Source organism: Micromonospora sp. AMSO12t (assembly GCF_008806585.1).
Lineage (GTDB): Bacteria > Actinomycetota > Actinomycetes > Mycobacteriales > Micromonosporaceae > Micromonospora > Micromonospora reichwaldensis.
In genome coordinates this window covers 1-26,669 of the sequence record NZ_WAAS01000074.1, presented here as the reverse complement: position 1 = coordinate 26,669, position 26,669 = coordinate 1, and the positions used below count along the sequence as shown (strand labels likewise).

The window sequence follows — 26,669 nt, the reverse complement described above, 5'->3', positions numbered from 1 at the left end:
GGGAACGGCACGCCGACCGTGCCCGGCCGACGGGCGGGGGAGACGGGGTTGCCGAGCGCGACGGGGGAGGTCTCGGTCATGCCGTAGCCCTCGACGAGCAGCCCGCCGGTGACCGACTCCCACAGCTCGACCGTCGCCGGGGGCAGCGCCATGGCGCCGGAGATGGCGTACCGGGCCGAGGAGAGGTCGATCCCGCGTTCCCGGGCGGTCGTGGCGAGCTTCTCGTAGATCGGCGGGACGGCGGGCAGGAAGGTCGGCGGCCGGCGACGCACCGCCGCCAGCGTCTGGTCCAGGTCGAAGCGGGGGAACAGCACCAGCGTGGCGCCGATGCCCACCGAGAAGGTGAGGCAGAGCGTCAGCCCGTACGCGTGGAACAGCGGCAGCACCGCGTACACCGTCTCCTCGCCGTCGCGCAGGCCCGGCACCCAGGCGCGGCCCTGCGCCGCGTTGGTCCGCAGGTTGCGGTGGCTCAGGATGGCGCCCTTCGGCGTGCCGGTGGTGCCGCCCGTGTACTGCAACAGCGCCGTGTCGTCCGGCCCGGGGGCGGGATGCGCGGCGTCGAGGGGGGTGGCCGCGGCCACCAGCCCTTCCCAGGACAGCGCACCGGGCGCGGGCCCGGTCATCGCCGCGCGGGTGGCCCGCGCCCGGGCCAGCGGCAGCCGCAGCGCCCAGCGCTTGCGCCGGGGCAGGGCCCGGGTGAGGTCCACCGCGACCACGGTCTCGACGGCCGTCGCGCCCGCGCTGTCGCGGACGAGAGGGGCCACCTTGTCCCAGACCACCGCGACCCGGGCTCCGTGGTCGGCGAGTTGCCGGGTGAGCTCCTGCGCGGTGTAGAGCGGGTTGTGCTCGACCACCACCGCGCCGAGCCGCAGCACGGCGTAGAAGGCGACCACGTGCTGCGGGCAGTTCGGCAGCACCAGCGCCACCCGGTCGCCCCGGCCGACGCCGAGCCGGCGCAATGCCTCGGCCCCCCGGCTTACCTGGTCGTGCAGGTCGGCGTAAGTGGTGGTGGCGCCGAAGAAGTCCAGGGCGATCCGGGGACCGAAGCGGCGGGCGGCGTCGCGCAGCAGGTCGACCAGCGACTCGTCGGAGGGCGCGACGGTCGCCGGCACGCCCGGGGCGTAGCTGCGCAGCCAGGGTCGCTCGGCACTCAGGTCCATGTCTCTCCTCCGCCCGCGCCGGACCGCTTCCTACTTAACGGTAACCTACGGCTGCGTAGGTATCGGTGGAGTCCCCCCGTCCGACCGGCCCCGGCCGTAGACTCCGACGGTGCGGGATCGACGGGTCGTGGCGCTCTGGTCCGTGTTCGCCCTGCTCGCCGCCGCGTCGTCGGCGCTCGTCACGCTCCGCCCCGACCGCCTCTCCGACCTGCACATCTATCGTGGCGCACTGCTGCACCTGCAGGCCGGCCGGCCGCTGTACGAGTTCGCCGCCGAGAACGGCGGCCCCTTCACCTACCCGCCGTTCGCCGCGCTCGTGCTCTGGCCGGTCTCGGCCGTCGCCGAGGGGGTCGTGCAGGGGGTCTGGCTGGCGCTGATCTGCCTCGCGGTGGTCGCCATCGCGGTGCCGGTCGGCCGCGTACTGGCCGGCGGGCCTCGGCGGCACCTGGTCGTGCCGGCCGTCGCCTGCGCCCTGATGCTCTCCGCGCCGGTGCAGAGCAATCTGCGCTTCGGCCAGGTCAGCGTCTTCATCGTGCTGCTCGCGCTGCTCGACGGCATGGGCGTCCCCCCGGCCCGGCTGCGGGGCGTCCTCGTCGGGGTGGCCGCCGCGATCAAACTGACCCCGCTGCTGTTCGTTGTCTACTTCCTCGTCACGGGCCGCTACCGGGACGCCGGGCGGGCCGTCGTCACGTTCCTGGCCTGCGCCGCGCTGGGCGCGGTGGTTCTCCCGGCGGAGAGCTGGACCTACTGGACCGAGGCGGTGCGCAACACGTCCCGGATCGGCAACCTGGCCTCGCTGGGCAACCAGTCGGTGCACGGCATGCTGCTGCGCCTCGGCCTCGACCAGGCGTCGCTCCCGCTGCTCTGGGCGGCCCTGGTGGCCGCCGTCTGCGCGGTGGCCCTGCTGCGGGCCCGGCACCTGGCCGCGCACGGGCGCCCCGGCCACGCCGCCGTGCTCGTCGGCTGCGCGACCGTCGCCGCGTCCCCCGTGTCCTGGACGCACCACCAGATCTGGCCGGTGCTGGCGGCGATGCTGCTGATTGGGGCCGACGGGGTCGCCCGGCGGGTCGCCGGCGGCGCCCTGCTGGTGACCATGGTGGTCTCGCTGGGGGTGGCGCTCAGGCCGGTCTCGACCACGTCCGGGGTGCAGTTCCTCCTCGAGAACGCCCGGGCCCTCGGCGTCGCTGTGCTCTGCCTCGCCGGGTTCGGCGGGGCGGCGCTGGCCGCGGCCGGCGCGGGCCGACGGACCCCGGCGACCCGCGGCTGGCTGCGGGTGGGCACGACCGCCGCGCTGGCCGTGGCGTTCTTCGCCGTGCAGCCGCTGCCCGCCGGCGCCGATCCGACCTTCAAGGCGTACGCACTCTCCGACGTCGCCAACCCGCGCTACTTCTTCGTCTGCCGGGGCCCGGCGGAGTGCGCCGCATACGGCACGGACGCGCCGGTCACCTTCGGCACCCGCAGGGAGAAGACCAAGGTCCGCGTCAACGGGGTGGTGTCGCCCGCCGTTGCCCGGCTGGAATACCACTCCGCCCCCGGGGGCGCGCCCCGGGTCATTCCACTGCTCGCGCCCTACCCGGGCCTCCGGACGTTCTCGTTCCGGTCGGCGACCATGACCCACGGCCGGCTGGTCGCCTACGCGGCCGACGGGAGCCCGATCGCGACCTACGACGAGGAGTTGGCCGCCGCGCTCGCCGTCAGCGGTGCCCCGCGGAATGGCGCACCGCCCGCCGACCCTTGACCACCCCCATGACGACGACCGCGACCAGCGCCACCACGCCGATGATCACCAGCCAGCGGACCGCCTCCAGCAGCAGCCCGAGCAGGATGAGCGCGCCGGCGACGACGCCGACGGCCCAGAGCATGGCTCGCATGTCCACCTCCCGTGACTCCGGCCGCGCGGCGCGGCCTGGCCGTCTGCCTTCCCGGCCCGCACCCGGCCATGCCGCCACGACCGGCGAAGTCCTCGCGCGGCACGCCGGTGGCGCACATTTCGCTGACCTCACCGTCGTGGTCCGGGCCGCCGCGTCGGCCAGCACCGCGTCCAGCGCCGCCCGGAGACCGGCGGTACGGGAGTACGCCGCGCACGCCCGCAGGGCCGCGACGGTCCGCCGACCTCCTCCGCGCCGGAAGGCCTCGGCGGTCCGCCGACCATCCGGCTACCTGGCTCGTCGGTGCCGGCGGACGTGTGTCGGCCGGCCGCTCCGCCGCCGGCCGACAGGATGGATCTTGGACAGTTGTCGTCCTCAGGTAACGACAACTGTCCAAGATCACGAATGGATGTGGCGGTGCGGGCGGCAAGCGTCCGTCCCGATCAGGCGCGGCGTCCGCTGTTCAGGTCGGTGTACCTCGCCCTGTGGGGCAGCGGGGCCGTCCCGTTTCCGCGGCTCTCGTCCAAGCGGCGCAGCGTTCCGGGCGCCGCTCGGCGGGGCGCCCGTGACCGCGTCAGCGCTGGGCGACGTAGACGGTGTTGGCCGACTGCCCGCCGGTCAGCGGGTTGGCGAACGGGACGACGTGCGCCCGCGCGGTGCGGAACACCTCGGCGAGGACGGCCTCGAAGTCGGCATCGGGCGGATCGTCCGACCAGAGGGCGAACACCCCGTCCGGGTGCAGGTGGGCGGCGAGCCGGCGCAGGCCGTCGGGGGTGTAGAAGGGGGCGTGGCCGGGGTGCAGCACGTTGCGCGGCGAGTGGTCCACGTCGAGCAGCACGGCGTGGAACCGCCGCCCCGGCTCCCGCGGGTCGAAGCCGGTGCCGTCGGCCACCGCGGCGAAGAAGTCGGCCCGCACGAACCGGGTACGCGGGTCGGCGGCCAGCCCGGCGGCGAAGGGCAGCAGCCCCCGGCGGTGCCAGTCGATGACGTCCTCGATCGCCTCCACCACCACCAGCGAGCCGACCCGGTCGTCGGAGAGCGCGGTGCGGGCGGTGTAGCCGAGGCCGAGGCCGCCGACGACCACGTCGAGCCCCTGCCCGGACAGGGGAGCCAGGCCCAGCCGGGCCAGCTCGATCTCCGCGACGGGAAAGAGGCTGGACATCAGGTACTCGTCGTCGAGCTTGACCTCGTACACCTCGACGTCGAGCGACGGGTCGCGGCGCCGGCGCAGGCTGATGAGGCCGATCGGGGTCTCCCGCCAGGCCAGTTCCTCGAATCGCACGCCCACGGGCCCGGATGCTACCCGCCGCCGCCCCGGGGGCCGGCGGCCGGCACGCCATTCCTCCCGCCCGGCCGGGTATGCCCACCCGTCGAGGGCCATCCGACCGGGGCCGGGCAGGGGGCGCGCGGTGGCGGACATGCTGGCCGGACGGCTGCACCTGACGGAACGGGCGCTGCGGATGGAGTCGGTGCCGGTGCCCGGGCCGCAGGACGGGCAGGTGCGCGTCCGGGTCGAGGCGGCGGGGTTCTGCCTGTCGGACGTGCAATTCCGCTACGTCCGGTCGGGCCGGTCCCGACGCTCGGGCGGGCTCCGATGGTCGGGCCGGTCCCGATGGTCGGGCGGGCTCTGACGGTCGGGCCGGTCCCGGTGGTCGGGTCGGCCGAAGCGGCGGCGGCACCGCACGACCGCGACCGCCGCAGCCGCCGTCGCCGCCGTCACCAGGGCGACGGTCCACAGCCGGGGGTCCGTCCGCAGGTGTGCGGGCAGTTGCCCGGCCAGGACGAACACGCCCATCGCCGCCACGAACCAGCCGAACGCCCGGCGCAGCACGTCCTCGCGGACGCGTCCGGCCAGTCGGCCGCCGGCCAGGCTGCCGAGCACGGCCGCGGCGGTGACGGCGGTGGCCAGGCCCGGGTCGATGTCGACGGTGGACAGGTAGCCGGCCAGCCCGGCGAACGACTTCATCGCGATGACCACGAGCGAGGTGCCGACCGCGACCGGCATCGGCAGGCCGCCCAGCAGCGCGAGGGCCGGCACCACCAGGAACCCGCCGCCCGCGCCGACCAGCCCGGTGACCAGTCCGACCACGACGCCGTCGAGGAGCACCCGCGCCACGGGCAGCTCGCGCCGCTGCCGCCCGGGGCCGTCGTGTCGGCCCCGCAGCATGGCCGTCGCGGTGGCGATCATCATGACGGCGAAGCCGGCGAGCAGGACGGCGGGCGGGACGAACGCGGCGAGGCGTCCGCCGCCGTACGCGCCGGCCATGCCCGCGGCCCCGAAGAGCAGGCCGGTGCGCCACCGGACCCGGCCGGCCCGGGCGTGCGGCAGCGCGCCGACGGCACTGGTCACCCCGACGACGAGCAGTGAGGTGGCGATCGCCTCGCGGGCCGGCAGGTCCGCCACGTAGACCAGTAGCGGCACGGCGAGGATGGACCCGCCGCCGCCGAGCAGGCCGAGGCTCGTCCCGATGAGGACGGCCAGCCCGACGGTCAGCGCGAGGCTGCCGGTCACGGCAGGGGCCGGGGCGTCGGGTGGTCTCCGAGCCGACCGACGACGGTCTCCACGTCGCAGCTCGCGCCGCGGTTGTAGGGGAGCCTGCCGAGCAGCATGCCCATCGCGCAGGTGTCGGTGACGGCGGCGAAGGTGAGGCCGGCGCCGATGAGGCCGGCGACCCACTTCAGGCCGGGTACGAACACCGAACCGAGGACGCTGAGCAGGACGATCGAGCCGGCGACGAGGCGGACCTGCCGCTCCAGCTCCCAGCGGGGCGTGCCCCGTCGGACCGGTCCCCGGGCGGCCTGCCACGCGGTCATCCCGCCGTCGAGGATCCTGAGGTCGGGCAGCCCGACGCCCGCGAGAGCCTGCCCGGCCCGGGTGGCGCGGGCCCCGGAGCGGCAGATGAGCACCACCGTCTCGTCGAGGTGCCGCCGCAGCTCCTCGCGGTGCTCCCTGAGCACGTCGAGCGGCACGTTGTGGGCGCCGGGGACGTGGGCCGTCCCGAACTCCGCGGGGGTGCGCACGTCCAGCATGCGCGGAGCGCGGCCGGAGTCGATCAGCTCGCGCAGCGTGGCGGCGTCGAGGGTGGGCAGGGCGCTCGGTGAGGTGGTCATCGCTCCTCGTTCAGGGGTCGATCGCCCGTGGAAGGGCAGGGTGAGCCGGACCGGCGCCGCTCGGCGGCGGGCGCGCGTCGCCGCGCGGACGACCGGTGGCGTACGCAGGGGGCGGGGTCGGCGGTGCGGGGTCGGTCAGGCGTCGCCGGGGCTCATGGCGACTCCGGCGGCTCCGGCCCGGCCGAACTTGTCGTCGATCACGACGACCTCGCGGCCCGCGTTGGCCAGCAGGGACGCGGCGACCGTGGCCCGGTACCCGGAGCCGCAGTGCACCCAGACGGTGCCGGCGGGCACCTCGGCGAGGCGCCCGGGCAGGTCGGGCAGGGGGATGTGCACGGCGCCCTCGACGTGACCGGCGGTCCACTCGTTGGTCATCCGGACGTCGAGCACCACGTCCGGGGTGGGCAGCCCCGCCGGGGTGTCACCGGCCCGGGCGGCGGCCAGCGCGGGAAAGTCGGCCATCCGCAGCTCGCGGAGCTGTCCCGGCCCGGTGGTCCACCGGTCGGGGTCGCCGGTGGCCTGGGCGGCCGGCCGGTCGATGCCGATGCGGACCAGTTCGCGCTGGGCGTCGGCGACCTGCTCCTCGGTCTCCGCCAGCAGGGTGAGCGGCGCGCCCCAGTCGATGAGCCAGCCGAGCCAGGTCGACATCGGGCCGTCGAGTCCGAGGGCGACCGTGCCCGCCAGGTGCGACGTGGCGTACGCCTTGCGGTGGCGCAGGTCGACGACCCACTGGCCGGCGGCGATCCGCTCCCGCAGCTCGGCGGCGTCGGCCCTGGCGACCGGGGTGAGGTCCACCAGCGCCGGGCCGGCGAGGTTCGCCACCCCCATGTGGGCGTAGTACGCCGGGTAGGCGTCGAGCCCGGCGAGGGTCTCGGTGACGAACTCGTCGGCGGCGAGTCGCAGCACGGGGTTCGCCCGCTTCTCCCGGCCGATTGTCGACTCGGGCGCGTCGGCCTGGCTGGCGGAGCAGAAGCTGCCGAAGCCGTGGGTGGGCCACACCTCGGCGCCGTCGGGCAGCAGGTCGGCCAGGCGCCGGGCCGAGGCGTGCTGGTGGTGGGCGAGTTCGTGGGCGTGCTCCCCGCCGAGCAGGTCGGTGCGCCCGGTGGTGCCGAAGAGCAGCGAGCCGCCGGTGAAGACGCCGACCGGGCGCCAGCCGGAGTCGTCGGCCTCGTCGAGCACGTACGACAGGTGGTGGAACGTGTGTCCCGGCGTGGCGAGCACCCGCAGCCGCAGCGCGCCGGAGACGGGCACGGTGTCGCCGTCGGCCACCGGCGTCCGGTCGAAGTCGACCTCGTCGTCCGCGGCGACGAGGTAGCGGGCGCCGGTCAGCCGGGCCAGCTCCAGGCCGCCGGAGACGTAGTCGTTGTGGATGTGGGTCTCCACCACGTGGGTGACGCGTACGCCCTTCTCGCCCGCGAGGTACAGGATCCGGTCGATGTCGCGCTGCGGGTCGACCACGATCGCCACCGTGCCGTCGGAGGCCAGGTAGCTGCGGTCGCCGAGCGAGGACGTCGCGATGACGGACACCTCAACTGCCATTGCCGTGCTCCTTGTGGGATAAAATACCCCGGGGGGTATGCGGCGGACACACGTCGGGGGTGTTGACGTGTGCAATCTGTCTACCCGCACACGGCGCTGTCACGCAACGTGTGCGGTGCGTTTCTTCCGGTGGTGGTCAGGCGAGGGCGAGGAAGAGCTTCTCCAGCTCCTCCTCGGTCATCTCCGGGGAGTCACCCCGCTCGCGGGCGGCGGTGCAGTGGCGCATGCCGGAGGCGATGATCTTGAAGCCGGCCCGGTCGATCGCCTTCGACACCGCCGCGAGCTGGGTCAGCGCCTCGCGGCAGTCCTGGCCGGTCTCCATCATCTCGATGACCGCGTTGAGCTGGCCCCGGGCCCGCTTCAGGCGGGTCAGGGCGTCGCTCGTCATCTCGGGTCGCAGCTTCACCGCGCGCCTCCTCGCTCTCTCCCGGCATACCCCCGGGGGTACCCGTACGTGCCCATGCTATCCCCTGAAGCGAGAGGCGTACGCGTCCGCGCGGTGATCCTGGTCGCTCCGGCGGGGCCCAGGCACCGGGAATCCCGGCGCCGCCGCGACGCAGGGTCCTCGGGGCATCGACGCAACGCTTATCCTGTGCCCCGACCGCCCATCGGAAGGGACGCGATGCCGTCGCGGCAGGACCAGCTGCACTCGTACCAGTTCACCGTCCAGCGGGCCGTCGCCGCCCTGGTGATGCGGGAGACCGACCCGGCGCAGTCGCCGTTCCGACGGCTCGCCGGCGCCGGCCTGGCCAGCGTGCTGGTCGCGGCCATCGGCCTGGGCGGCTTCGCCCTCTACGGCCTCTTCACCGGGGGCGGCAGCACGTGGCGCGACCCGGGCGCGGTGATCGTGGAGAAGGAGTCCGGGGCCCGGTTCGTCTACCGGGAGGAGAAGCTGCACCCGGTGCTCAACTACGCCTCGGCCCTGCTGATCATCGGTGCCGAGCGGCCGAAGACGGTGCTCGTCTCCCGTCGCGCCATCGACGGGGTGCCGCGCGGGCTGCCGCTGGGCATCGCCGACGCCCCCGACTCGCTGCCCGCCAGGGGCCGGCTCTCCACCGCGCCGTGGACGGTCTGCTCCGCCGCCGGCGAGGCCGACCGGACGACGCCCCGCTCCGCGCTGCTGATCGGCGTGACCGCCGGTGGCGGCCGGGCCCTCGGCGAGGACGCGCTGCTGCTGCGCCACCCCGACGGCGGGCTGCACCTCGTCTGGCACCAGCGCCGTTACCTGGTTCGTGACACCAACCGGGTGCTGGCCGCCCTGGCGGCCACCCGGGCCCGGGCGGTCCCGGCGGCCCCGGCCCTGCTCAACAGCCTGCCTGCCGGCGTCGACCTCGCCCCGCTCGCCCTGCCGGCCGAGGGGGAGCGCTCCGCGCGGGTGTCCGGGGCGCGGATCGGCGACGTCTACCTGGTGCGCAACTCCGGGGGTGGCCGGCAGTACGCCGTCGCGCTGCGGGACGGCCTGGCCGGCATCACCGAGTTGCAGGCCGGCCTGCTGCTGGCCCGCACCGGCCAGGGCGAGCCGGAGCCGATCACGCTCGGGCGGTTCGCGGCGCTGCCCAAGCTGCCCGACCTTGCCCCGACGGGGCCCACAGCGCCGCCGACCGCGCCGCCCCGGCTGGCCGCCTCCGACGGGGCGGGGCTCTGCGCCCGGGTGGGCGACGACGGTGGCGTCACGGAGGTCCGGCTCGGCGTACGGCTGCCCGACCTCGCCGCCGCGCCGCGCACCGTCCCGTCGGCCGGGGGTGGGGTGCGCGCCGACCACGTCGTGGTGGAGCCGGGCCGTGGCGCGGTGGTCGAGGCGGTCGCGGCGCCCGGTGCGACCGGCGGCGCGGTCTCCGTGGTCACCGACCTGGGCCGACGCTACGTCCTCGCCGGCGGCGAGGTGCTGGGCACGCTCGGCTACCGCGACGTGCGGCCGGTGCGGCTGCCGGCCAGCCTGGTCGCCCTGGTGCCCGCCGGCGCCACGCTCGACCCGGCAGCCGCGCGGGTCGTCGCCGCCCCCGCCTGAGCGCGCCGCCGGCTGGGCCGGTGCCAGTGCCGGAGTCGCGCCGCCGGCTGGGCCGGTCCCGTGCCTCCGCCGGAGTCGCCGCCGGCTGGTCCGGCACCGTGCCCCCGCCGGAGCCGCGCCGCGACCTCGGGTGGCCTCGGCGAGGGCGAACCGGTCGGGCTCGGCCGGGCGGGGCTCAGTCGGCGGGGCGGCGCAGCACGGTGACGGCGAAGTCGGCGTCGTCGCGCCACGGACGCAGGTCCCAGGTGGCGAAGCGGTGCTCCAGCCGCAGGCCGGCGGCCACCGCGTCGGCGTCGAAGCCGGTCAGCGGGTAGCCCCGGTCGGTGCCGAAGCCGACCGCCAGCACGCCGTCGGGGCGCAGGTGGGCGGCGACGCGGCGCAGCACCTCCCGCTCGGTGCCGGGGGCGACGAAGGCCAGCACGTTCCCGGCCACGACCGCCGCGTCGAACGGCTCCGGCTCGCCGGCCGCCGCCAGGTCCAGCTCGGCCAGGTCGGCGACCAGCCAGCGCGGGCCCGGGTGGTCGGTGCGGGCGGCCTCCACCAGCGCCGGGTCGGCGTCCACCCCGATCACGGTGTGGCCCCGGGCGGCCAGCGCCGCGCCCACCCGGCCGGTGCCGCAGCCGGCGTCGAGGATCCGGGACCCGGGTGCGACCAGCGCGTCCAGCAGGCGGGCCTCGCCGGCCAGGTCGGCCCCCTCGGCGGCCAGCCGGCGGAACCGGTCGATGTACCACTGCGAGTGCTCCGGACCGGTCTCGGTCTCCCAACGGGTCGGGTTTGCCATGCCGCCACCGTAGCCGGGTCCCCGGTGCTCCCCGGGGGGCGGGGCGGACGGGGCGATGCCCCGCCGGTGCCGTGGGCCGGGGAAACCGTGGCCGCTCAGGCCGGCGGGACGTCGCCGCCCGGGCCTCCCACCGGCGAGCCGGCAGCGCCGGCCGACGGATCGACGACCCAGTGGTTGGTGCGGAAGAGGCGGCCGGCGAACTCCGTCTGCTCCTCGCCGACGAGGGCGAAGCCGACCGATCGGCAGATCGCGTTCGACGCGGCGTTGGTCGTGGCGGGGAAGGCGTGGACGAGGCCCCACCGGCCGTCCGCCCGGGCCAGGGCGAGCACGGCGCGGACGGCTCTGCCCGCGAGGCCCCTGCCCTGGAACTCCGGCACGACCATCCAGCCGATCTCGGAGACGCCCCCGTGGGAGTACAGCGTCACCGTCCCCGCCACCTGCGCGGAGTCGCCGGTAATGATCATCTTGATCCAGGCGCTACCGTCCCGGACGGTCTCGAGGTCACGCCGGAGCTGGGCGGGCACGCGCTCACGCGGCTGCGGGCCGCCCAGCTCCGCCATCACGGCCGGATCGCAGCGCATCCGCACGTACGCGTCGAGGTCGCCCGGCTCCACGTCGCGCAGCCGCATCCCGACCGCGGGCGGGGCAGCCGTGGGCGCGTCGTCGTCGGGGACCGCGCCGGGGGAGGCATCCACCCGGCCCATCCTCGGTCAGCGCCCACCGCGCGGCAACCCCGCCCGCCGCCTCAGCCCTTCTCCGCCCCGCTGGTGAGCCCCTCGGTGAGCAGGCGCTCGCTGGCGAAGAAGAGGATCACGATGGGCAGGGTGAGGATCACCGAGCCGGCCATCAGGACCGTCTTGGGCACCTCGACGCCGTCCGCGAGCTGCGCCAGCCCCAGCGACACCGTCCACCGGTGCGGCTTGTCGACCAGGAACAGCAGGGCGAAGAGGAACTCGTTCCAGGCGATCATGAAGTCGTACAGGGCGACGGCCATGATGGACGGCGCCGCCAGGGGGAGGCTTACCCGGCGGATGATGCCGAGCCGGCCGGCGCCGTCGATGGCGGCCGACTCCTCCAGGCTGACCGGGATCGTCTCGAAGTAGTTGCGCAGCATGTAGACCGAGACCGGCAGGGTCTGCGAGATGTAGACCAGCACCAGGCCGAGCAGCGAGCCGCGCAGCCCGGCCCGGGTGAAGACCACGAAGAGCGGGATGGCGATGACGATCGACGGGAACAGGTAGACCGCCAGGAAGAGGAAGTCGACCTGCCGCCGGCCGAAGAACCGTAGCCGGGCGACCGCGTACGCGCCGGGGATCGCCACGGCCAGCGTCAGCAGCGTCGCCGCGACGGCGACCAGGCCGCTGTTGCGCATGAAGGTCAGGAAACCCTGGCCGCCGTCGTCGACGGCCTTCACCACCTCGGCGTACGTGTCGAAGGTCAGCTCGCCCAGCCCCACGACCAGCGAGCCGGGGTCGAGCAGCAGCCGCTCGATGGGGCGCACCGAGAGCACCAGCATGTAGTAGAAGGGAAAGACGGTGACCAGCAGGAACGCGGCGATCACCAGCCGGCGCAGCCAGCGCAGGCCCACCGTCTCGATCCGGTCCCGGTCCATCAGCCGTCCCTCCGTCCGCCGAAGAAGCGCAGGTACACCACCACGAACACGATGAGCACCACGGCGAGCACGACCGCCTGCGCCGCCGCCGCGCCGATGTCCGTACGCGCGGTCAGGAACTCGTAGACCCGGACGCTGACCACCTCGGTGCCGGCGGCCCCGCCGGTGAGCAGATAGACGTCGTCGAACTTGTTGAACGTCATGATGAACCGCAGCACGCCCAGCAGACCGATCACCGGCAGCAGCTGCGGCAGCAGGATGTGCCGGAACCGCTGGGTGGGCGTGGCCCCGTCGACCCGGGCCGCCTCCTCCAGTTCGCCCGGCACCGCCTGGAGCCGGGCGAGCAGGAACAGGAACGCGAAGGGGAAGTAGCGCCACGCCTCGAAGGCGACGACCGTGGCCAGGGCCGTCGACTCCTGGGACAGGAACGGCACCGGGGTGTCCCAGCCGAGGAACCGCCGGCCCCAGTCGTTGACGATGCCGAGCTGGGGGTCGAGCATCACCTGCCAGACGAAGGTGACCGCGACCACCGGCGCCACGTACGGCAGCAGCATCGACGCGCGCACCAGGGTGCGACCCCGGAACGGCCGGCGGACGACCAGCGCCGCCACCAGGCCGAGCACGATCGAGCCGGCGGTGCTGGCCACGGCGTAGACCAGCGTGGTCCACAGCGTGTCGGCGAAGCCCGGGGTGTTCAGCACCCGCTCGACGTTGTCCATCGTGAACTCGCCGAACAGCCCGGTACGCCGCAGCGTCGCCAGGCGTACCCGCTGGAAGGCCAGCACGACGGTCCAGACGATGGGGATGCCGATCACGGCGACCACGACGAGCAGGGTCGGGGCGACCAGCGCGAGCCCGGCGCGGGACTCGCGGCGGCGCAGGGTCAGTGGTCTGCGGCGGCGGGCCGGGGCCGGCCGCTCCCGGGCGGGGGAGCGGCCGGTGTCCGGTGGGGCGGTGGTCAATTGACGCCCGCCTTGATCGCCTCCACGTCCTTCTTCGCCCGTCCGGCGGCCGCTGCGGCGTCGGTCTTGCCGGCGACCACGTCGTTCAGGGCCTTGGGCACCGGCAGCTCGCCGAGGATCGCGCCGACGAGCTTGCCCTGGCCCTGGGTGAGCCCCCACCGCTGGAAGGTGTCGGGGCTGCGGCGCAGGCTGGCGAGCACCTCCTCGCCGTAGACCTCGGCGAGCGGCTTCCTGGTGTCGACGCCGGCCTGGCTGGTGTTCCAGGCGGTGAGGAACTTCTCCGGCTCCTGCGGCGTGCCCTTGCGGACGGGGAAGCGCCCCTCGGGGGACATGCCGAACCAGCGCGGGTAGCCGTCGCCGAGCATGTGCTCCACGAAGGACCTCGCCGGGTCGGCGGCGGCGGCGTCGAGCACGGCCCAGGAGCTGATCTCGCCGTACTGGGCGGGTTCGGCGCCGTTCGGGCCCTTGATCGCGGTGACGAAGCCGCTGTTCTTCGCGAGGAACGCCGGGTCGGCCTGGCACTGCGGGCAGGTCGGCCTGGCGTCGTCGCGCAGGCCGGCCAGCTCGTCGAGGATGAACGGCGACCAGACCAGCATGGCCGCCTTGCCGGCGAAGTAGGTGGCCCGGGTGGTGTCGACGTCCTGCGCGCCCCTGACCGAGCTGGTGCGCATCAGGTCGCCGTAGAACCGGAACGCCTCGACGCACTCCGGGGAGTCCAGCTTCACGGCCCCGGAGTCGTCGGTGAGCTGGCAGTTGTTGGCCAGCGCGAGGTGTTCGAAGGTCTGCTGGGTGAACACGTCGCCGGGGGCGGTGGCGGCGGTGACGCCCGCGACGCCGCCGGTGTTGAGCCTCGTCGCGGCGGCGGCGATCCTCTCGTACGTGTCGGGGGCGGGCAGCCCGGCGGCGGCGAACAGGTCCTTGCGGTAGACGAGCAGCTGGCCCCAGCCGTCGCTGGGCACGGCGAGCTGCGTGCCGTCGTCCGCGGTCAGCTCCAGGGCCCGCGGCGAGAAGGTCTGCCTGCCGAGCTTCTCGACGACCTCCGCGTTCGCCGAGGAGTGCAGCAGTTCGTTGCCGGCGAGGGTGCGCACGCCGGCGAGCGACACCGAACCGACCACATCGGGCAGTTCGCCGGCGGCGGCGCTGGTGGCGATCAGGGCGGGGAACTGGTCCTCGTTGACGGTGACGAGGTCGACGGCGATGCCGGTGCTGGCGGTGAAGTCCGCGATGATCGCCTTGGTGGCGGTGACCCGGTCGGCCACGTCCTCCAGGCTCCACACGGTGATCTTCCTGCTGTTGCTGTCGGATTCTTCGTCGCCGCAGCCCAGCAGACCGGCCCCGGTGACTGCCATGATCAGGGTGGCGGCGAGTATCCGCATCGGAGGTGCTGACATCGGTGGCACTCCTCTCGAAGGGTATACAAGGGATTCAACCCCTTCGATTGATCAATTACAAGACATATGCCGATTTATTGCCTACGATGGAGCCCAGTGCTACCGGGATGTGACTCATGGTCAACTGGGTTGTCTCACTCGCCGGGCCCCGACGGATCAGCCTCGAGCCCTGCCCCCCGGATCCGCTCGGCCCCGGTCGGGTCCGCGTCCGCACCTGCTACTCCGGCATCTCGGCCGGCACGGAGCTCACCCTCTACCGGGGCAGCAACCCCCGGCTGAGCAAGGACTGGGACGACGTCAGCCGGATGTTCGTGCCCCGGCAGACCGCGGTGCCGTACCCGCTGGTGGGCTTCGGCTACGAGGAGGTCGGCGAGATCATCGAGGTCGCGCCCGACGTGGCCGACCGGCGCGCCGGGCAGGTCGTCTGGGGCATCTGGGGGCACCGCGCCGAGGCCGTCGTGCCCGCCGATACGGTGCACCCGCTGCCCGCCGGGCTGGATCCCCTCGCGGCGGTCTTCGCCCGCCCGGGGGCGATCGCCCTCACCGCCGTGCTCGCCGGCGACCTGCACCTGGGCGACTGGGTCGCGGTCTTCGGCCAAGGCGTCATCGGGCTGCTCGCCACCCGGCTCGCCGCCCTCTCCGGCGCACGCGTGGTCGCCGTCGACCGGGTGCCCGCCCGGCTGGCGCACGCCGGCCGACTCGGCGCCCGGATCGTCGTCGACGCGGGTGCCGAGTCCGCCGCGGCCGTGCTGCGCCGGGCCACCGGCGGCCGGGGCGCGGACGTCTGCCTGGAACTGTCCGGGGCGTACCCGGCGCTGCACGAGGCGATCCGCTCCACCGCTCACGCCGGTCGCGTCGTGGCCGCCGGCTTCTACCAGGGACAGGCCGACGGGCTCGGCCTGGGTGAGGAGTTCCACCACAACCGGATCCAGCTGGTGGCGGCCCAGGTCTCCGGGCCGACCCCGGCGCCCGGCATGGCCGGCCGGTGGACCGGGGCCCGCGTCGCACACACCTTCATGGACCTGGTGGCCGAGGGCAGCGTCGACCCGCTGCCGCTCGTGAGCCACGTCGTCGACGCGAGCGCGGTGGCCGACGCGCTGGCGCTGCTCGACCGCGGTGACGCGGACGCCCTCCAAGTGGTGCTGAGGTTCCCATGACGATTCCCCTGGCCTGCCAGGAGCAGCTCCTGCCGGGCACCGACCTGATCCAGAAGTACGCGCTCGCCACCGCGCTCGGCTACGACGCGATCGAGCTGCGCGGCTCCGGCGACCTCGGCCTCGCCCGCCGGCTGCCCGAGCTGCGCCGGGCCCGCGCCGCCGGGGTGGTCATGCCCACCGTCTGCGTGGAGATGGACCACTTCATCGGCGACTTCGACCCCGAGCGCTCCCGCGACGCCGTACGCAACCTGCGCTCCCAGCTCTCCGTGATGGCCGAGCTCGGCGGCGTCGGCGCGATGACCCCGGCCGCGTGGGGGATGTTCTCCCGGCGGCTGCCGCCGTTCGAGCCGCCCCGCCCACCCGCCGCCGACCGGCAGGTGCTCGTCGACGCCCTGGGCGAGCTGGGGGAGCACGCCCGCGCCGAGGGGGTCACCCTCTTCCTGGAACCGCTCAACCGGTACGAGGACCACATGGTCAACCGGCTCGCCGACGCGGTCGCCCTCTGCGCGGCCGTCGGGCTGCCCACGGTGCGGGTGGTGGCGGACACCTTCCACATGAACATCGAGGAGGACGACGTGCACCGGGCGCTGCGCGCCGCCGCCCCGTACCTCGGGCACGTGCAGGTCAGCGACTCCAACCGCCACCAGCCCGGCGCCGGGCACCTCGACTGGCCGGCGCTGCTCCGCACCCTGCTGGAGCTCGACTACCGGGGCTGGCTGGCGCTGGAGTGCCGGCTACGCGGCGACCCCGTACGCGCCCTGCACCAGGCCGCCGCCGTGCTGCGTCACGCCCAACCCCGGCAGGCGGCGGCGTGAGCACCGGGACCGCCGGCGGCCCGCCCACCGCCGTCGACGCCGGCGCCCACGACCGGGGGGCCCTGCGCCGCCTCGCCGTCGCCACCCTCGACGCCAACTGGGAACACGACCACACGGTGCCCTCGCGCACCCTCTACCCGCACCAGTGGAGCTGGGACTCGGCATTCATCGCCATCGGCTGGTCCCACGTCCGCCCCGAGCGCGCCTGGTGCGAACTGGCCAGCCTGTTCCGCGCCCAGTGGGTCGACGGGCGGGTGCCGCACATCGTGTTCAACCCGGCCCTGCGCGTCGGCTCGTACTTCCCCGGGCCGGAGTTCTGGGAGTCGGGGCTCGCCGAGGGCGCCCCGGCGGCCGCCACCTCCGGGCTGATCCAGCCGCCCGTGCACGCGCCCGCCGCCTGGCTCGCGTACCGGCGGTGCCCCTCGGAGCAGGCGCGGGCCGCGCTGCGCCGGCTCTATCCCCGGCTGGTGGCCCAGCAGCGCTACCTCGCCACCCGCCGGGACGTCGGCGGGGGCGGGCTGGCCTGCATCGTCCACCCGTGGGAGTCCGGGCTGGACAACAGCCCCGCCTGGGACGCGCCGATGGCGGCGGTGCCCGCCGACGCGGCCGTCATGCGCGCGTACCGCCGGCACGACACCGCGCACGCCGACGCCGCGCACCGGCCCACGGACCTCGACTACGCGCGCTACGTCGCGATCGTGGCGTCCTACCGCGAGCGCCGCTACCGCGACGACGACCTCGCCGGCCGGCACCCGTTCCTGGTGGAGTGCCCGCTGGTCAACACCGCCATGGGCGCCGCCGAGCACGCCCTCGCCCGGATCGCGCCGCTGGTCGGCGCCGACCCCGGTCCGCACCGGGAGCGCGCCGCGCGGATCACCGAGGCCCTGGTGCGCCGGCTGTACGAGCCGACGACGGGCACCTTCCGCCCCCGGGACCTGCGCGCCGACCGCCTCGTGCCGGCCCGGACGGTGCTCGGGCTGGCCCCGCTGGTCCTGCCCGACCTGCCCGCGCGGCAGGTGTCGGCGCTGGTCGCCGAGGCCTGCTCGCCGCGCTTCGGGCTGGCCGCCCGGATGGACCGGCCGCTGCCCAGCCACGACCGCACCGCGCCGGACTTCGAGCCGCTGCGCTACTGGCGCGGGCCGAGCTGGATGAACGTCAACTGGCTGGTGCGCCGGGGGCTGCTGCGCCACGGCCGCCCGGACCTGGCGGCCGGCCTGCGCGACTCGATGATCGAGCTGGTGGCCCGCTCCGGCTGCCACGAGTACTTCCACCCGGACACCGGGGCCGGGCTGGGCTCGCCGGCGTTCGGCTGGACGGCCGCGCTGCTGCTCGACGTCCTCGCCGACGACCCGGCCGGCTGACACCGGCCGGGTCGTCCCCGGTCAGCCGGCGGGTACGACGTCCGTCGACCGCCCCGCGCCCGGGGTCGGCCGGACGGCGGGGTCGTTTGCCGGTGCCGGGCGCGGGTAAGCGTGGGGCCGCTGACGACAGGAGGCTGCCGTGCGGTTCCCCCTCTTCGTCGACGCGGTGTCGCGCCGCGCCGGACTACCCACCGCCCAGGCCGCCACGATCGCCCGCGCCGTGTTGCAGACCATGGTGGAACGGATGAGCGGCGGTACGGCCGGTTACCTCCCCGACGAACTCGACGGCTACCTCGCGGGCCCCGGTGCCGGCGACGGCCCGCCCGGCGCGCCCGGTCCGGCGGACTTCGTGCGTCGGGTGGGGGAGCGGGCCGGGACGGACGAGGCCACCGCCCGGGCGGGAACCGGTGCCGTCTTCGCCACCCTGCGGGAGGCGGTCACCGTCGACGAGTTCCGCGACATGGTGGCCCGGCTGCCCCGGGACTTCGACGGCATGACCCAACCGATCCCCCGACCCGACGACGCCTGACCGGCCACCGCCACCGCCCACGCACCGTCGCGGCGGCCCGCCACGCGGATCCTCGCGGGCGAGCGTCGAGCCTTATGCTGCTTCCGACCCGAAGGTATAGGCAGATCATGAGGCCCCTCCCGGAGCATGGTGGTCGGCCCGATCGCGGTCGGCCCGCCGATGCCTCGGAGGGCGCCGCACCCCGGGTCGCTCCGGCGCGCCGGAGCGACCCACCACCCGTTCCGGCGCCAGCGGCACCGGAGCGGCCCCTCCCGACGAAAGGCGCGCGGTGACCTGGTTCCTCTCCGCCGGCGGCTGGCACCCGGCGCCGGTCCAACTCTTCTGCCTGCCCTACGCGGGCGGGGGCGCGACCGTCTACCGGCGCTGGCAGGACGAGCTCGGCCCCGACGTCGAGGTGCTGCCGGTGCAACTGCCCGGCCGCGAGAACCGGATCAGCGAGAACCCGGTGTTCAAGGTCGTCGACGTCGCGCACGCCATCGCCGAACGGGCCCGTGGCCCGTACGCGATCTACGGCCACTCGATGGGCGGCCGGGTCGCCTTCGAGGTCGTCCGCGAGCTGCGCCGCGCCGGGCGTCCGCTGCCGCTGCGGCTCTACGTCGGCGGCGCCCGCGCCCCGCACGTCAGCGCGCCCAGCCACTTCGACGGGCTGTCCCGGGTGGACGACGACGAACTGCTGCGTCGCCTGGCGGCCGGCGGCGGACTGCCGGCGGGGCTGCTGGACTACCCGGAGCTGGTCGAGCTGCTGCTGCCCCTGCTGCGCGCCGACCTCGCCCGGGTGGACGACTACCGCTACACCCCCGAGGAGCCGCTGCCGATGCCGATCGTGGCGTTCAGCGGGCGCGGCGACGACACCGTCTACCGGGAGCACAGCGCCGGCTGGCGGGAGCACACCGCCGCCGGCTTCACCCTGCACGAGATCGACGGCGGGCACTTCTTCCTCAACGAGCGGCTGCCCGACCTGCTCGCCGTGATCCGGGCGGACCTCACCGCCGCCCGCACCGACGCGGCCACCCGCCACCACGGGTGAGCCGCCCCGCCACGGCCGCCCTCCGGGCCGCCATCCCGCTGTTCCGCGGCAGCCCGCGGCGACGACGGCGACGACAGGAGCGAGAGCATGAGTGACCGGACCGCCACGCTGCCGATCGTCGTCGAGAACGACGGCCGCGAGCTGACCGAGCTGATCGCCGCCCGCCGCGCGGAGCTGCGGGCGGACCTGGTCGAGCACGGCGGGCTGCTGTTCCGCGGGTTCGACGTCGGCGGCGTCGAGGGCTTCGACCGGGCGGTGCGGGCGCTCTCCGGCGAGCCGCTGGTCTACACCGAGCGTTCGTCGCCCCGGCACGCCATCGCCGGCCGGGTCTACACCTCGACCGACTACCCGCCGAACGAGGAGATCTTCCTGCACAACGAGAACTCGTACCAGGCCCGCTGGCCGTTGACGCTGTTCTTCTACTGCATCACCGCGCCGCAGACGCGCGGCGCCACCCCGCTGGCCGACGTCCGCCGGGTGTACGCCGAGATCGATCCGGCGGTACGCGAGGAGTTCGTCCGCCGCCGCTGGATGCTGGTGCGCAACTTCCACGGTGACTTCGGCACTCCGTGGCAGCACGTCTTCGGCACCGACGACCGGGCCGAGGTCGAGGCGTACGCGGCGGCGAACCGGATCGAGCTGGAGTGGCGGGGCGGCGGCGGGCTGCGTACCCGCGCGGTGCGCGACGTCGTGCACCACCGGCCCGGCTCGGACACCCCGCGCTGGTTCAACCACGCCACGTTCTTCCACGTGAGCACCCTCGCCAAGGACCTCCAGGAGGGGCTGCTGGCCATGTTCGGCACCGACGGGCTGCCGGCCAACACGTACTACGGCGACGGCGGCGAGATACCCGCCGACGTCATGGACCACCTGCGGGCCGCGTACCGGGCGGCCAGCGTCCGCTTCGACTACCGGCGCGACGACGTGCTGGTCGTGGACAACATGACCGCCGCGCACGGCCGGGAGCCGTTCACCGGCCCTCGCAAGATCGCCGTCGCGATGGCCGAGCCGCACGACCCCGTGGCGGCCGACGGCAGGTGACGCCTACCGGTCGGCGACGTCGGTCTCCGGCAGCTCCTCCGGGTTCGCGACCCAGGCGGAGAAGACCGGCAGCCCGTGCCACGGGCCGGTCGTGCCGCCGGCCCGGCTGTCGGTGGCGACCGCGACCACGGCGTACGGGTGGCCGAAGCGCAACTCGGCCACCCGGGCCACCCCCTCCGGCGGAAGGCTCTCGAGCATGGCGAATCCGGTGACGGCGGCCGCCTCGAAGCCGTACCGGCCGTAGCGGGCCATGGCGGCCTGTGCCGCCTCGAACTTCAGCCCCGGGGCGCCCAGCAGTTCGCCGAAGACCTCCGCGACGGCGGGGAAGCCCGACCCGGGGGCGGCCAGCTCGTGCCGGCTCCTGGCCGACCAGCACGGCAGTACGGCCGTGAGCCGCTCCTCCCGGCCGTCCGGCGCGTTCGTGCGGGTCGGCTCCTCACGCACGGTCCAGATCGGGCCGTCGCCCAGCGGGACGTCGAACAGGGAACGCCGATCCGCCGGAAGGCGGTCCGGCGGAGTGGTGGCGACCGCCGCCGCCACCTCGTGGGCGGCGGCGAGGACGTCCCCGGCCGGCACCTCGGGCGCCGCCGCGACCGAGACCACCGACAGCCCGGCCGTGCCCTCGGCGGTCCGCGCCGGCTTGGCGGTGGCGGCGTGGGCGGCCACGGTGCCGGCCCGCACGGTGTCGGTGATCCAGCACTGGTGGCCGTACTCGGGGCTGCGCAGCACCCGGCGCAGCCGGCCGGTCCAGGAACTGCCCGGCCCGAGCGCGCCCGCCGGCGCCACCTCGAACGGGTCCTCCCAGGAGATCCGGGTGGCCAGGGCGCTGGCCAGGACGAGCAGCACCTGCGGCGTCACCGTCAGCGGGAACTTCCTGATCAGGTCGAGGGTGTGGGTCCGGGCCCACGCGTCGAGGGCGTCCTGTTCCGGCACCGGTCCGGTGGCGGTCGACGCGGGCAGGGTCGCCCGCCATCCGTCGAGCCCGGTCGTCTCGATCCCGGGTCGGTGCCAGAACGCGGTCGCCGAGGGCACCAGGGGGTGTGGCGCGGCCACCAGGGCGTCGGCCGCCCGCGCGGCGGTCTCCGCGTCGGTGCCGAGCGTCTCCTCCAGGGCGGTGCGGGTCGGGCCGGTGGCGGCCGGTGCGGCGAGCGCCAGCAGCAGCCACGCGCCGAGCGGGGAGGCGACGTGGTGCCCGTCGCCGATCACGGCGTGCAGGCGGTCGGCGTAGCGGGCCAGGGGGGTACGGATGTCGGTGGTCACCGCTTCACTGTGCCCGCTCGGCGGGCCGCCGTCACCTCCTGTCGGTCAGCCGCACCAGCCGCGACGGCCGGGCGGGGACCACGGTCGGGGGCGTCGAGGCACCCGGGTGGGGCAGCCGCTCGGGGCGACGACCGGGTCGGTACTCGAAGTGCCACCACTCGTTGTCGTACACCCGGTGCAGGTGGTGGCGGGCGCCGTACGTCTCCAACCAGCGCGCGCCCTCAGCGGGCCGTACGTCGAGGGCCGTGCCCGCGACGTGCCGCGACTCGTGCGGCGGCAGTACCCGCAGCCGGGCCGCCTCCGGGGACCCGGCGCACCGGACCGCCTCGGCGAACAGGCGTGCCTGCTCCTCGGCGGTCCGGTGCCCGGACGTGAGCCCGATCAACTCACCGTCGCGCCACAGGGCCTGCGCCCGGGCGGCCTCGAAGGCCGCGCGCGTGGCGGGCGTCAGGCCGGTCAGGTCCTCGGCCGGAAAACGCGTCGCCAGCGCCCACTGGCAGGCCACATGCTTCGCCCGGCCGCGCGCGACGACGAACGCCACCGGCAGGAGCCCCACCGCGAGAGTCAGCGTGACGGCCTGGTACACGTGATCGCGGCGCCGGGCGGACCGGGCCGCGCTCATGATGTTCGCCTGCCGGGCCAGGCGGACGACGACGGACCTGATCCGTGGCCCGGCCGGCGCCCGCCGTCGACCGGGAGGCCGTCGCCTCGTCGATGCCCCTGACCCGTGGCACTCCACGTCATCGACCGGAATCATGGAGTCAGAATTCCGCAACCGTCACGCGCCGGCCTGAGTACGACTACTCAGCGCGTGGTCGCGGGTCGGTCGGTTTTGTCACCGGACTGTCATGAGACCGCAGGGTCACCTCCAACATCGACGCCGAGAGTGATCGCCGGTCGTCGCCGACGTCCGTGGCGGCCGAGCCCCGGCCGACCCGGACGCCCGCCGGAACGACGTCGGCACCGGCGGCGACAACTTTCCGAGTTCCCGGGCCCCGGACGGGGCGCGGGACAACCCGACATGCGGGCCGACCGGCGCGCGCGGAGCCGGGAACGCGGCCCGCGGACCGGGCAGCCCACGGAGGTCCACAGACCATGACCGTGTCCGCGACAGGTCCGGCAACCGACGACAACACCCCGCCGGGCGACGCACCACCTGAGCCTGGCCGCCCGGCGCAGGGCATCGACCGGACGGTGCTGGGCGTCGCCGCCGCGGTGACCGTTCTCTTCGTCGCGTGGGGCATCGTCGCCACCGACAACCTCGCCTCGGTCACCGACACCGCGCTCGACTGGGTGGTCCGGTCGTTCGGCTGGGTCTTCGTGCTGGCCAGCACCGGCTTCGTGGTGCTGTCGATCTGGCTGGCGCTCAGCCGGTACGGCCGGATCAAGCTCGGCCGCGACGACGACGAGCCCGAGTTCTCCACCGTCTCCTGGGTGGCGATGATGTTCAGCGCCGGCATGGGCATCGGCCTGATGTTCTGGGGCGCCGCCGAGCCGCTGTCGCACCTGGCGACCCCGCCGCGTGGCCTCAACGAACCGAACTCCCCGCAGGCCGCGCGGGTGGCCATGGAGTACTCCTTCTTCCACTGGGCGCTGCACCCGTGGGCGATCTACGCCGTGGTGGGCCTCGCGCTGGCCTACTTCACCTTCCGCAAGGGTCGGCGCGGCCTGATCAGCAGCGCCTTCTTCCCGCTCATCGGGGAGCGCGCCAACCGGGGACCCGGCCGGGCCATCGACATCTTCGCGATCTTCGCGACGCTGTTCGGGTCGGCCGTCTCCCTCGGGCTGGGCGCCCTGCAGATCAACAGCGGCCTGACGAACCTCTGGGACGTGCCGAAGTCCACCCCACTGGCGATCGGCATCATCGCGGTGCTCACCGTGGCGTTCGTGGTCTCCGCCGTCACGGGCGTCAAGCGGGGCATCCAGTTCCTGTCGAACACCAACATGGTGCTCGCGGTGGCGCTGATGTTCTTCCTGCTCGTGGTGGGCCCGACGGTCTTCGTCCTCAACACGCTCACCGCGTCGACCGGCGGTTACCTCTACGACCTCATCCCGATGAGCTTCCGCACCGGCGCCTTCGGCGGCGAGCAGTGGATGGCGGGCTGGACCATCTTCTACTGGGCGTGGTGGATCTCCTGGACCCCGTTCGTCGGCGCCTTCATCGCCCGCATCTCCAAGGGCCGCACCATCCGCCAGTTCGTCCTCGGTGTGGTGGCCATCCCGAGCCTCGTCAGCTTCGTCTGGTTCTCGGTGTTCGGCGGTACCGCCATCAACCTGCAACTCAACGGCACCGACCTGTCGGCCGCGGTGAAGGAGAGCCCGGAGGCGGCGCTCTTCGCGGTCCTGCGGGAGTTCCCGTTCTTCACCGTCACCGCGATCCTGGTCATGGTGCTGGTGGCGCTCTTCTTCGTCAGCGGCGCCGACGCCGCCTCGGTGGTGATGGGCACGCTCTCCTCGCGCGGCAGCCTGGAGCCGAAGGCCTGGCTCGTCTCCATGTGGGGCGTGCTGACCGGCCTGGTGGCCGCGGTGCTGCTGCTCGCCGGCGGACTGTCCGCCCTGCAGTCGCTGACCATCCTCGCCGCGCTGCCGTTCCTGTTCGTCATGGTCGGCATGGTCGTCGGCCTGCTCCGCGAGCTGCGGCGCGAGCCGGACAGCGCCACGATGGCCCCGGAACTGCGGGCCCTCGTGTCCGCCGGCACGTCACCGGCCGCCACGAGGCCCGAGTCCTCCTGACCCCGGCGCGTGCGGCGTGGGCCGTCCCTCCGAACCCGGGGACGGCCCACGCCGCACGTGGGCTCCGTACCATCGTGGACGTCCGTACGGGCGGCGCCTCCCGGCGGCGCCGGGCCGAGCGAGGAGGCGTGTCGTGACCCAGGCCCAGCCGGCTGCCGCGCGGGCGCCACGCCTGATCGTGCTCAACGGGCCACCCGGCTGCGGCAAGTCGACGCTGGCCCGCAGGTACGTCGAGGACCACCCCCTCGCGCTCGACCTCGACATCGACCGGATCCGTGACCTCATCGGGCGGTGGCGTGATCACGCCGGTCCCGCCGGTCTCCTCGCCCGCGCCGTCACGCTGGCGGCGGCCCGGGCACACCTGGCCGGCCGCCACGACGTGATCATTCCGCAGTTCCTCGGCCGTCCCGAGTTCATCGAACAGGCCGAGCGCGTGGCGCACGACACCGGCGCCCGGTTCCACGAGATCGTCCTGTTCGACGGCAAGGAGAACGCGCTGTGGCGGTTCGCCGAACGCAGCCGTACCTCCACGGATCCGGCGCATCTCGACGCCCAGCGCCTACTCGACCGGCATGGCGGGACCACCGAGCTGGCGGCGATGTACGACCGGCTGCTCGCCGTCGTCGCCGCCCGGCCCGGGACGAGCGTGGTGCGCAGCGAGCACGGCAGGGAGGACGAGGCCTACCGCCAACTCCTCGCCTGCCTCAGCTAGCCGCCGCCGCTCACGCCACCATGCGCTCCTCGGCCAGCTCCGTCAGCCGGACGGTGCACAGTCCGTTGCGCTCCGCCTTCACGTCGGTCACCGTGAGCTGCGTGCCGGGGGCCAGGATGACCTCCTCCTCGCCGGTGAAGGCGGAGAACCGCCGGATGCCCACGGCCCGCACGGGCAGCACCTCGAAGAGCGTCCGCTTGCCGCGACCGCCGAGGAACGCCTGGGCCACGCCGAGCTTCGACGTGCACGACGAGACGCCCCACCACGTCACGGTCTGCCCGAGCGGGTACTGCGCCCGCAGGTCCAGCGACACCCCGCGCCACAGCGGCTCCGTGCGGGCCGGGAGCCGTGACACGGCCGAGAACAGCAGCCGAAGGTACGGCAGGTACGGGACGATCCGGCCACGGTCCGGGTGGCGCAGCGTGGCGTTGATCTGCCGGTAGAAGGCCGACTCGCAGGTGTAGAGGTAGAGGGCCGCGACCTCGTCGGCGGAGAGGGCGTCGGCCCCGCCGTCGACCTGCTTCTCGCCGAACCGGTGTGACTGCTCGACGTGCCAGTCGAGCCCGGGCAGCAGCGCGGCCACCGGGGCGACGGCCGCACGGAAGTCCATCAGCGGGGTGGCGGACACGCCGGTGATCGCGGGAAGGGCCAGCCCCTCGTCCTTGACGCTGGCGAGCCGCTCGAGGTAGAGCTTGTGCAACTCCATGGTGGAGGCGATGAACGCCCCCATGCGTTCGGCCGTGCCCGTGTCGGTGCCGCCCGCGTGCGCCGCCGATCCGCTCCATCCCTTGCGGGGCAGCCAGTCGATCTCGTCGGCGCCCAGCGTCCTGAGCGCCTCGTTGACGTCGGCGAAGTGGTTCCCGTCGCAGAAGATGTCGCCCTGCGCCGCCGGATTGGGGTGGTCGAGGTGGCGGACCTCCACGCCCGGGTACTTCTTCTCGAGCCGCTGCACCACCCGCTTGAGGCTGCGCGCGTGCGCGCCCCACCACGCGAACACCACGCCCCGGTCCTCCTCGTCGGCGTGCTGCTTGGCCTTCAGGATCTCCTCGACCAGGGCCTCGACGACCGGCCGCCAGAACGCGGTGTGCCGGTCGGTGGCCATCGCCCCGTCGCCGCTGGCGGTGAGCGCCGCGTTCAACAGCAGCACGCCCTGGGTGAGCATCGCCTGGAACCACTCCGGTGGCTGCACCGTGTCGTGCTCGCGCAGCAGGGCACGGATGTCGGCGATCGGCGTCTTCTTGGCGATGCCGTGCTTCCACATCGCCGCCGCCTTGATGATGCAGCGGATGGTGACGACCCTGCCGAACTGGCTGTCGTTCCAGTCGTGGAAGGTGTTGTCGAACATGGCGATGCCGGTGGCGCTCTCGCTGCGCGGGTAGGGGTTCTGCCCGAAGACGACGACCTTCCACTTGTGCGGCGGGTGGGGCTTGAGCGCCTGGAAGGTCAGTTCCCGCACGGGCACGACCATCGGGCTGCGGCCCGGGCCGATGAAGGTGGCGGCGCCCGGCTGCGCCTCGATGACCGGCTTGACCAGCGGCAGCCACGGCTCGCCGCCGCCGGTGAACAGGTCGGCGAGGGCCAGCGGGTCGTTCGGGTCGGGCG

25 protein-coding genes are annotated in these 26,669 nt (G+C 74.5%); 10 read left to right on the top strand and 15 right to left on the bottom strand.

The annotated features are described in order from the left end of the window. The coding region (locus F6X68_RS14075) for an AMP-binding protein (RefSeq protein ID WP_151454700.1) at positions 1 to 1,160 on the bottom strand (1,160 nt) is incomplete at its 3' end. 109 nt (positions 1,161 to 1,269) lie between these two features. Here F6X68_RS14075 and F6X68_RS14070 point away from each other — a divergent pair. Next, positions 1,270 to 2,898 carry a glycosyltransferase 87 family protein gene (locus F6X68_RS14070; RefSeq protein WP_151454699.1) on the top strand — a complete coding sequence of 543 codons (1,629 nt, stop codon included), beginning with the start codon at positions 1,270 to 1,272 and terminating at the stop codon, positions 2,896 to 2,898. On the opposite strand, the gene F6X68_RS33500 is transcribed toward F6X68_RS14070, so the two are convergent. The 6 genes from F6X68_RS33500 to F6X68_RS14045 form a co-directional block, all read right to left on the bottom strand. Beyond that, positions 2,855 to 3,031 carry a hypothetical protein gene (locus F6X68_RS33500; protein WP_192581396.1) on the bottom strand — a complete coding sequence of 59 codons (177 nt, stop codon included), beginning with the start codon at positions 3,029 to 3,031 and terminating at the stop codon, positions 2,855 to 2,857. The two genes, F6X68_RS14070 and F6X68_RS33500, sit on opposite strands and share 44 nt — an antisense overlap. A 571-nt stretch (positions 3,032 to 3,602) precedes the next feature. Further along, entirely contained in the window at positions 3,603 to 4,316 is a 714-nt protein-coding gene (locus F6X68_RS14065; RefSeq protein WP_151454698.1) for a spermidine synthase, read from the bottom strand. 264 nt (positions 4,317 to 4,580) lie between these two features. Further along, the gene (locus F6X68_RS14060; RefSeq protein ID WP_151454697.1) at positions 4,581 to 5,540 is read right to left on the bottom strand and encodes a sulfite exporter TauE/SafE family protein; all 960 of its coding nucleotides are present in this window, start codon (positions 5,538 to 5,540) and stop codon (positions 4,581 to 4,583) included. Next, on the bottom strand, positions 5,537 to 6,139 hold the full coding sequence (locus F6X68_RS14055; RefSeq protein WP_151454696.1) for a rhodanese-like domain-containing protein: 603 nt from the start codon (positions 6,137 to 6,139) through the stop codon (positions 5,537 to 5,539). Before F6X68_RS14055 ends, F6X68_RS14060 begins: the two co-directional genes overlap by 4 nt. Before the next feature lie 135 nt (positions 6,140 to 6,274). After that, entirely contained in the window at positions 6,275 to 7,678 is a 1,404-nt protein-coding gene (locus F6X68_RS14050; protein ID WP_151454695.1) for a rhodanese-like domain-containing protein, read from the bottom strand. Between the two features lie 136 nt (positions 7,679 to 7,814). Continuing rightward, positions 7,815 to 8,084 (bottom strand): metal-sensitive transcriptional regulator, encoded by a 270-nt coding sequence (locus F6X68_RS14045; protein WP_151454694.1) that lies wholly within the window; start codon positions 8,082 to 8,084, stop codon positions 7,815 to 7,817. Between the two features lie 216 nt (positions 8,085 to 8,300). Between F6X68_RS14045 and eccB the strand changes: the two genes are divergently transcribed. Further along, complete coding sequence (gene eccB / locus F6X68_RS14040; protein WP_151454693.1) at positions 8,301 to 9,686, top strand: type VII secretion protein EccB; 1,386 nt, start codon at positions 8,301 to 8,303, stop codon at positions 9,684 to 9,686. Between the two features lie 175 nt (positions 9,687 to 9,861). Here eccB and F6X68_RS14035 read toward each other — a convergent pair whose 3' ends face one another. The 5 genes from F6X68_RS14035 to F6X68_RS14015 all read right to left on the bottom strand — a co-directional run bounded on the left by F6X68_RS14035 (position 9,862) and on the right by F6X68_RS14015 (position 14,432). Next, entirely contained in the window at positions 9,862 to 10,467 is a 606-nt protein-coding gene (locus tag F6X68_RS14035) for a bifunctional 2-polyprenyl-6-hydroxyphenol methylase/3-demethylubiquinol 3-O-methyltransferase UbiG (protein ID WP_151454692.1), read from the bottom strand. Between the two features lie 95 nt (positions 10,468 to 10,562). After that, positions 10,563 to 11,162 carry a GNAT family N-acetyltransferase gene (locus tag F6X68_RS14030; RefSeq protein WP_225852194.1) on the bottom strand — a complete coding sequence of 200 codons (600 nt, stop codon included), beginning with the start codon at positions 11,160 to 11,162 and terminating at the stop codon, positions 10,563 to 10,565. Positions 11,163 to 11,212: 50 nt separating this feature from the next. Continuing rightward, positions 11,213 to 12,079 (bottom strand): carbohydrate ABC transporter permease, encoded by an 867-nt coding sequence (locus tag F6X68_RS14025; RefSeq protein ID WP_132240245.1) that lies wholly within the window; start codon positions 12,077 to 12,079, stop codon positions 11,213 to 11,215. After that, a complete protein-coding gene (locus F6X68_RS14020) occupies positions 12,079 to 13,041 on the bottom strand; it encodes a carbohydrate ABC transporter permease (protein WP_151454691.1) in 963 nt (320 codons plus the stop codon). The genes F6X68_RS14025 and F6X68_RS14020 overlap by 1 nt, the downstream gene beginning before the upstream one ends. Beyond that, positions 13,038 to 14,432, bottom strand: coding sequence for an ABC transporter substrate-binding protein (locus F6X68_RS14015; RefSeq protein ID WP_151454690.1), 1,395 nt, complete (start codon positions 14,430 to 14,432; stop codon positions 13,038 to 13,040). Before F6X68_RS14015 ends, F6X68_RS14020 begins: the two co-directional genes overlap by 4 nt. A gap of 116 nt (positions 14,433 to 14,548) precedes the next feature. On the opposite strand from F6X68_RS14015, the gene F6X68_RS14010 reads away from it, so the two are divergent. The 6 genes from F6X68_RS14010 (at position 14,549) to F6X68_RS13985 (ending at position 20,362) form a co-directional block, all read left to right on the top strand. Continuing rightward, the gene (locus F6X68_RS14010) at positions 14,549 to 15,589 is read left to right on the top strand and encodes a zinc-binding alcohol dehydrogenase (RefSeq protein WP_151454689.1); all 1,041 of its coding nucleotides are present in this window, start codon (positions 14,549 to 14,551) and stop codon (positions 15,587 to 15,589) included. Then, positions 15,586 to 16,404: a sugar phosphate isomerase/epimerase family protein gene (locus tag F6X68_RS14005; RefSeq protein ID WP_151454688.1), complete on the top strand. Its 819-nt coding sequence runs from the start codon at positions 15,586 to 15,588 to the stop codon at positions 16,402 to 16,404. The genes F6X68_RS14010 and F6X68_RS14005 overlap by 4 nt, the downstream gene beginning before the upstream one ends. Next, positions 16,401 to 17,765 (top strand): hypothetical protein, encoded by a 1,365-nt coding sequence (locus F6X68_RS14000; RefSeq protein ID WP_370518950.1) that lies wholly within the window; start codon positions 16,401 to 16,403, stop codon positions 17,763 to 17,765. The genes F6X68_RS14005 and F6X68_RS14000 overlap by 4 nt, the downstream gene beginning before the upstream one ends. A gap of 139 nt (positions 17,766 to 17,904) precedes the next feature. Then, positions 17,905 to 18,294: a DUF2267 domain-containing protein gene (locus F6X68_RS13995; RefSeq protein WP_151454687.1), complete on the top strand. Its 390-nt coding sequence runs from the start codon at positions 17,905 to 17,907 to the stop codon at positions 18,292 to 18,294. A gap of 268 nt (positions 18,295 to 18,562) precedes the next feature. Beyond that, on the top strand, positions 18,563 to 19,321 hold the full coding sequence (locus F6X68_RS13990; protein WP_151454686.1) for a thioesterase II family protein: 759 nt from the start codon (positions 18,563 to 18,565) through the stop codon (positions 19,319 to 19,321). Between the two features lie 87 nt (positions 19,322 to 19,408). Next, positions 19,409 to 20,362: a TauD/TfdA family dioxygenase gene (locus F6X68_RS13985; protein WP_151454685.1), complete on the top strand. Its 954-nt coding sequence runs from the start codon at positions 19,409 to 19,411 to the stop codon at positions 20,360 to 20,362. 3 nt (positions 20,363 to 20,365) lie between these two features. Here F6X68_RS13985 and F6X68_RS13980 read toward each other — a convergent pair whose 3' ends face one another. Together F6X68_RS13980 and F6X68_RS13975 are read right to left on the bottom strand one after the other, a co-directional pair. Then, positions 20,366 to 21,622: a hypothetical protein gene (locus F6X68_RS13980; RefSeq protein WP_151454684.1), complete on the bottom strand. Its 1,257-nt coding sequence runs from the start codon at positions 21,620 to 21,622 to the stop codon at positions 20,366 to 20,368. A gap of 31 nt (positions 21,623 to 21,653) precedes the next feature. Continuing rightward, positions 21,654 to 22,244 carry a D-alanyl-D-alanine carboxypeptidase family protein gene (locus F6X68_RS13975; RefSeq protein ID WP_151454683.1) on the bottom strand — a complete coding sequence of 197 codons (591 nt, stop codon included), beginning with the start codon at positions 22,242 to 22,244 and terminating at the stop codon, positions 21,654 to 21,656. Between the two features lie 473 nt (positions 22,245 to 22,717). On the opposite strand from F6X68_RS13975, the gene F6X68_RS13970 reads away from it, so the two are divergent. Both F6X68_RS13970 and F6X68_RS13965 read left to right on the top strand, forming a co-directional pair. Then, positions 22,718 to 24,355, top strand: a complete 1,638-nt coding sequence (locus F6X68_RS13970; RefSeq protein ID WP_151454682.1) for a BCCT family transporter — start codon at positions 22,718 to 22,720, stop codon at positions 24,353 to 24,355. A 133-nt stretch (positions 24,356 to 24,488) separates the two neighbouring features. Then, positions 24,489 to 25,067 (top strand): AAA family ATPase, encoded by a 579-nt coding sequence (locus F6X68_RS13965; RefSeq protein ID WP_151454681.1) that lies wholly within the window; start codon positions 24,489 to 24,491, stop codon positions 25,065 to 25,067. Between the two features lie 10 nt (positions 25,068 to 25,077). Here the strand turns inward: F6X68_RS13965 and F6X68_RS13960 are convergent. Continuing rightward, positions 25,078 to 26,669: ADP-ribosyltransferase domain-containing protein (locus F6X68_RS13960; protein ID WP_225852193.1), on the bottom strand; the 1,592-nt coding region annotated here is incomplete at its 5' end.

Coding starts and splice junctions, on each gene's coding strand:
- F6X68_RS33500 (WP_192581396.1), bottom strand. CDS start 3,031: ATGCGAGCCATGCTCTGGGCCGTCGGCGTCGTCGCCGGCGCGCTCATC.
- F6X68_RS14055 (WP_151454696.1), bottom strand. CDS start 6,139: ATGACCACCTCACCGAGCGCCCTGCCCACCCTCGACGCCGCCACGCTG.
- F6X68_RS14050 (WP_151454695.1), bottom strand. CDS start 7,678: ATGGCAGTTGAGGTGTCCGTCATCGCGACGTCCTCGCTCGGCGACCGC.
- eccB (WP_151454693.1), top strand. CDS start 8,301: ATGCCGTCGCGGCAGGACCAGCTGCACTCGTACCAGTTCACCGTCCAG.
- F6X68_RS14035 (WP_151454692.1), bottom strand. CDS start 10,467: ATGGCAAACCCGACCCGTTGGGAGACCGAGACCGGTCCGGAGCACTCG.
- F6X68_RS14025 (WP_132240245.1), bottom strand. CDS start 12,079: ATGGACCGGGACCGGATCGAGACGGTGGGCCTGCGCTGGCTGCGCCGG.
- F6X68_RS14015 (WP_151454690.1), bottom strand. CDS start 14,432: ATGTCAGCACCTCCGATGCGGATACTCGCCGCCACCCTGATCATGGCA.
- F6X68_RS14010 (WP_151454689.1), top strand. CDS start 14,549: ATGGTCAACTGGGTTGTCTCACTCGCCGGGCCCCGACGGATCAGCCTC.
- F6X68_RS14005 (WP_151454688.1), top strand. CDS start 15,586: ATGACGATTCCCCTGGCCTGCCAGGAGCAGCTCCTGCCGGGCACCGAC.
- F6X68_RS13985 (WP_151454685.1), top strand. CDS start 19,409: ATGAGTGACCGGACCGCCACGCTGCCGATCGTCGTCGAGAACGACGGC.
- F6X68_RS13975 (WP_151454683.1), bottom strand. CDS start 22,244: ATGAGCGCGGCCCGGTCCGCCCGGCGCCGCGATCACGTGTACCAGGCC.
- F6X68_RS13970 (WP_151454682.1), top strand. CDS start 22,718: ATGACCGTGTCCGCGACAGGTCCGGCAACCGACGACAACACCCCGCCG.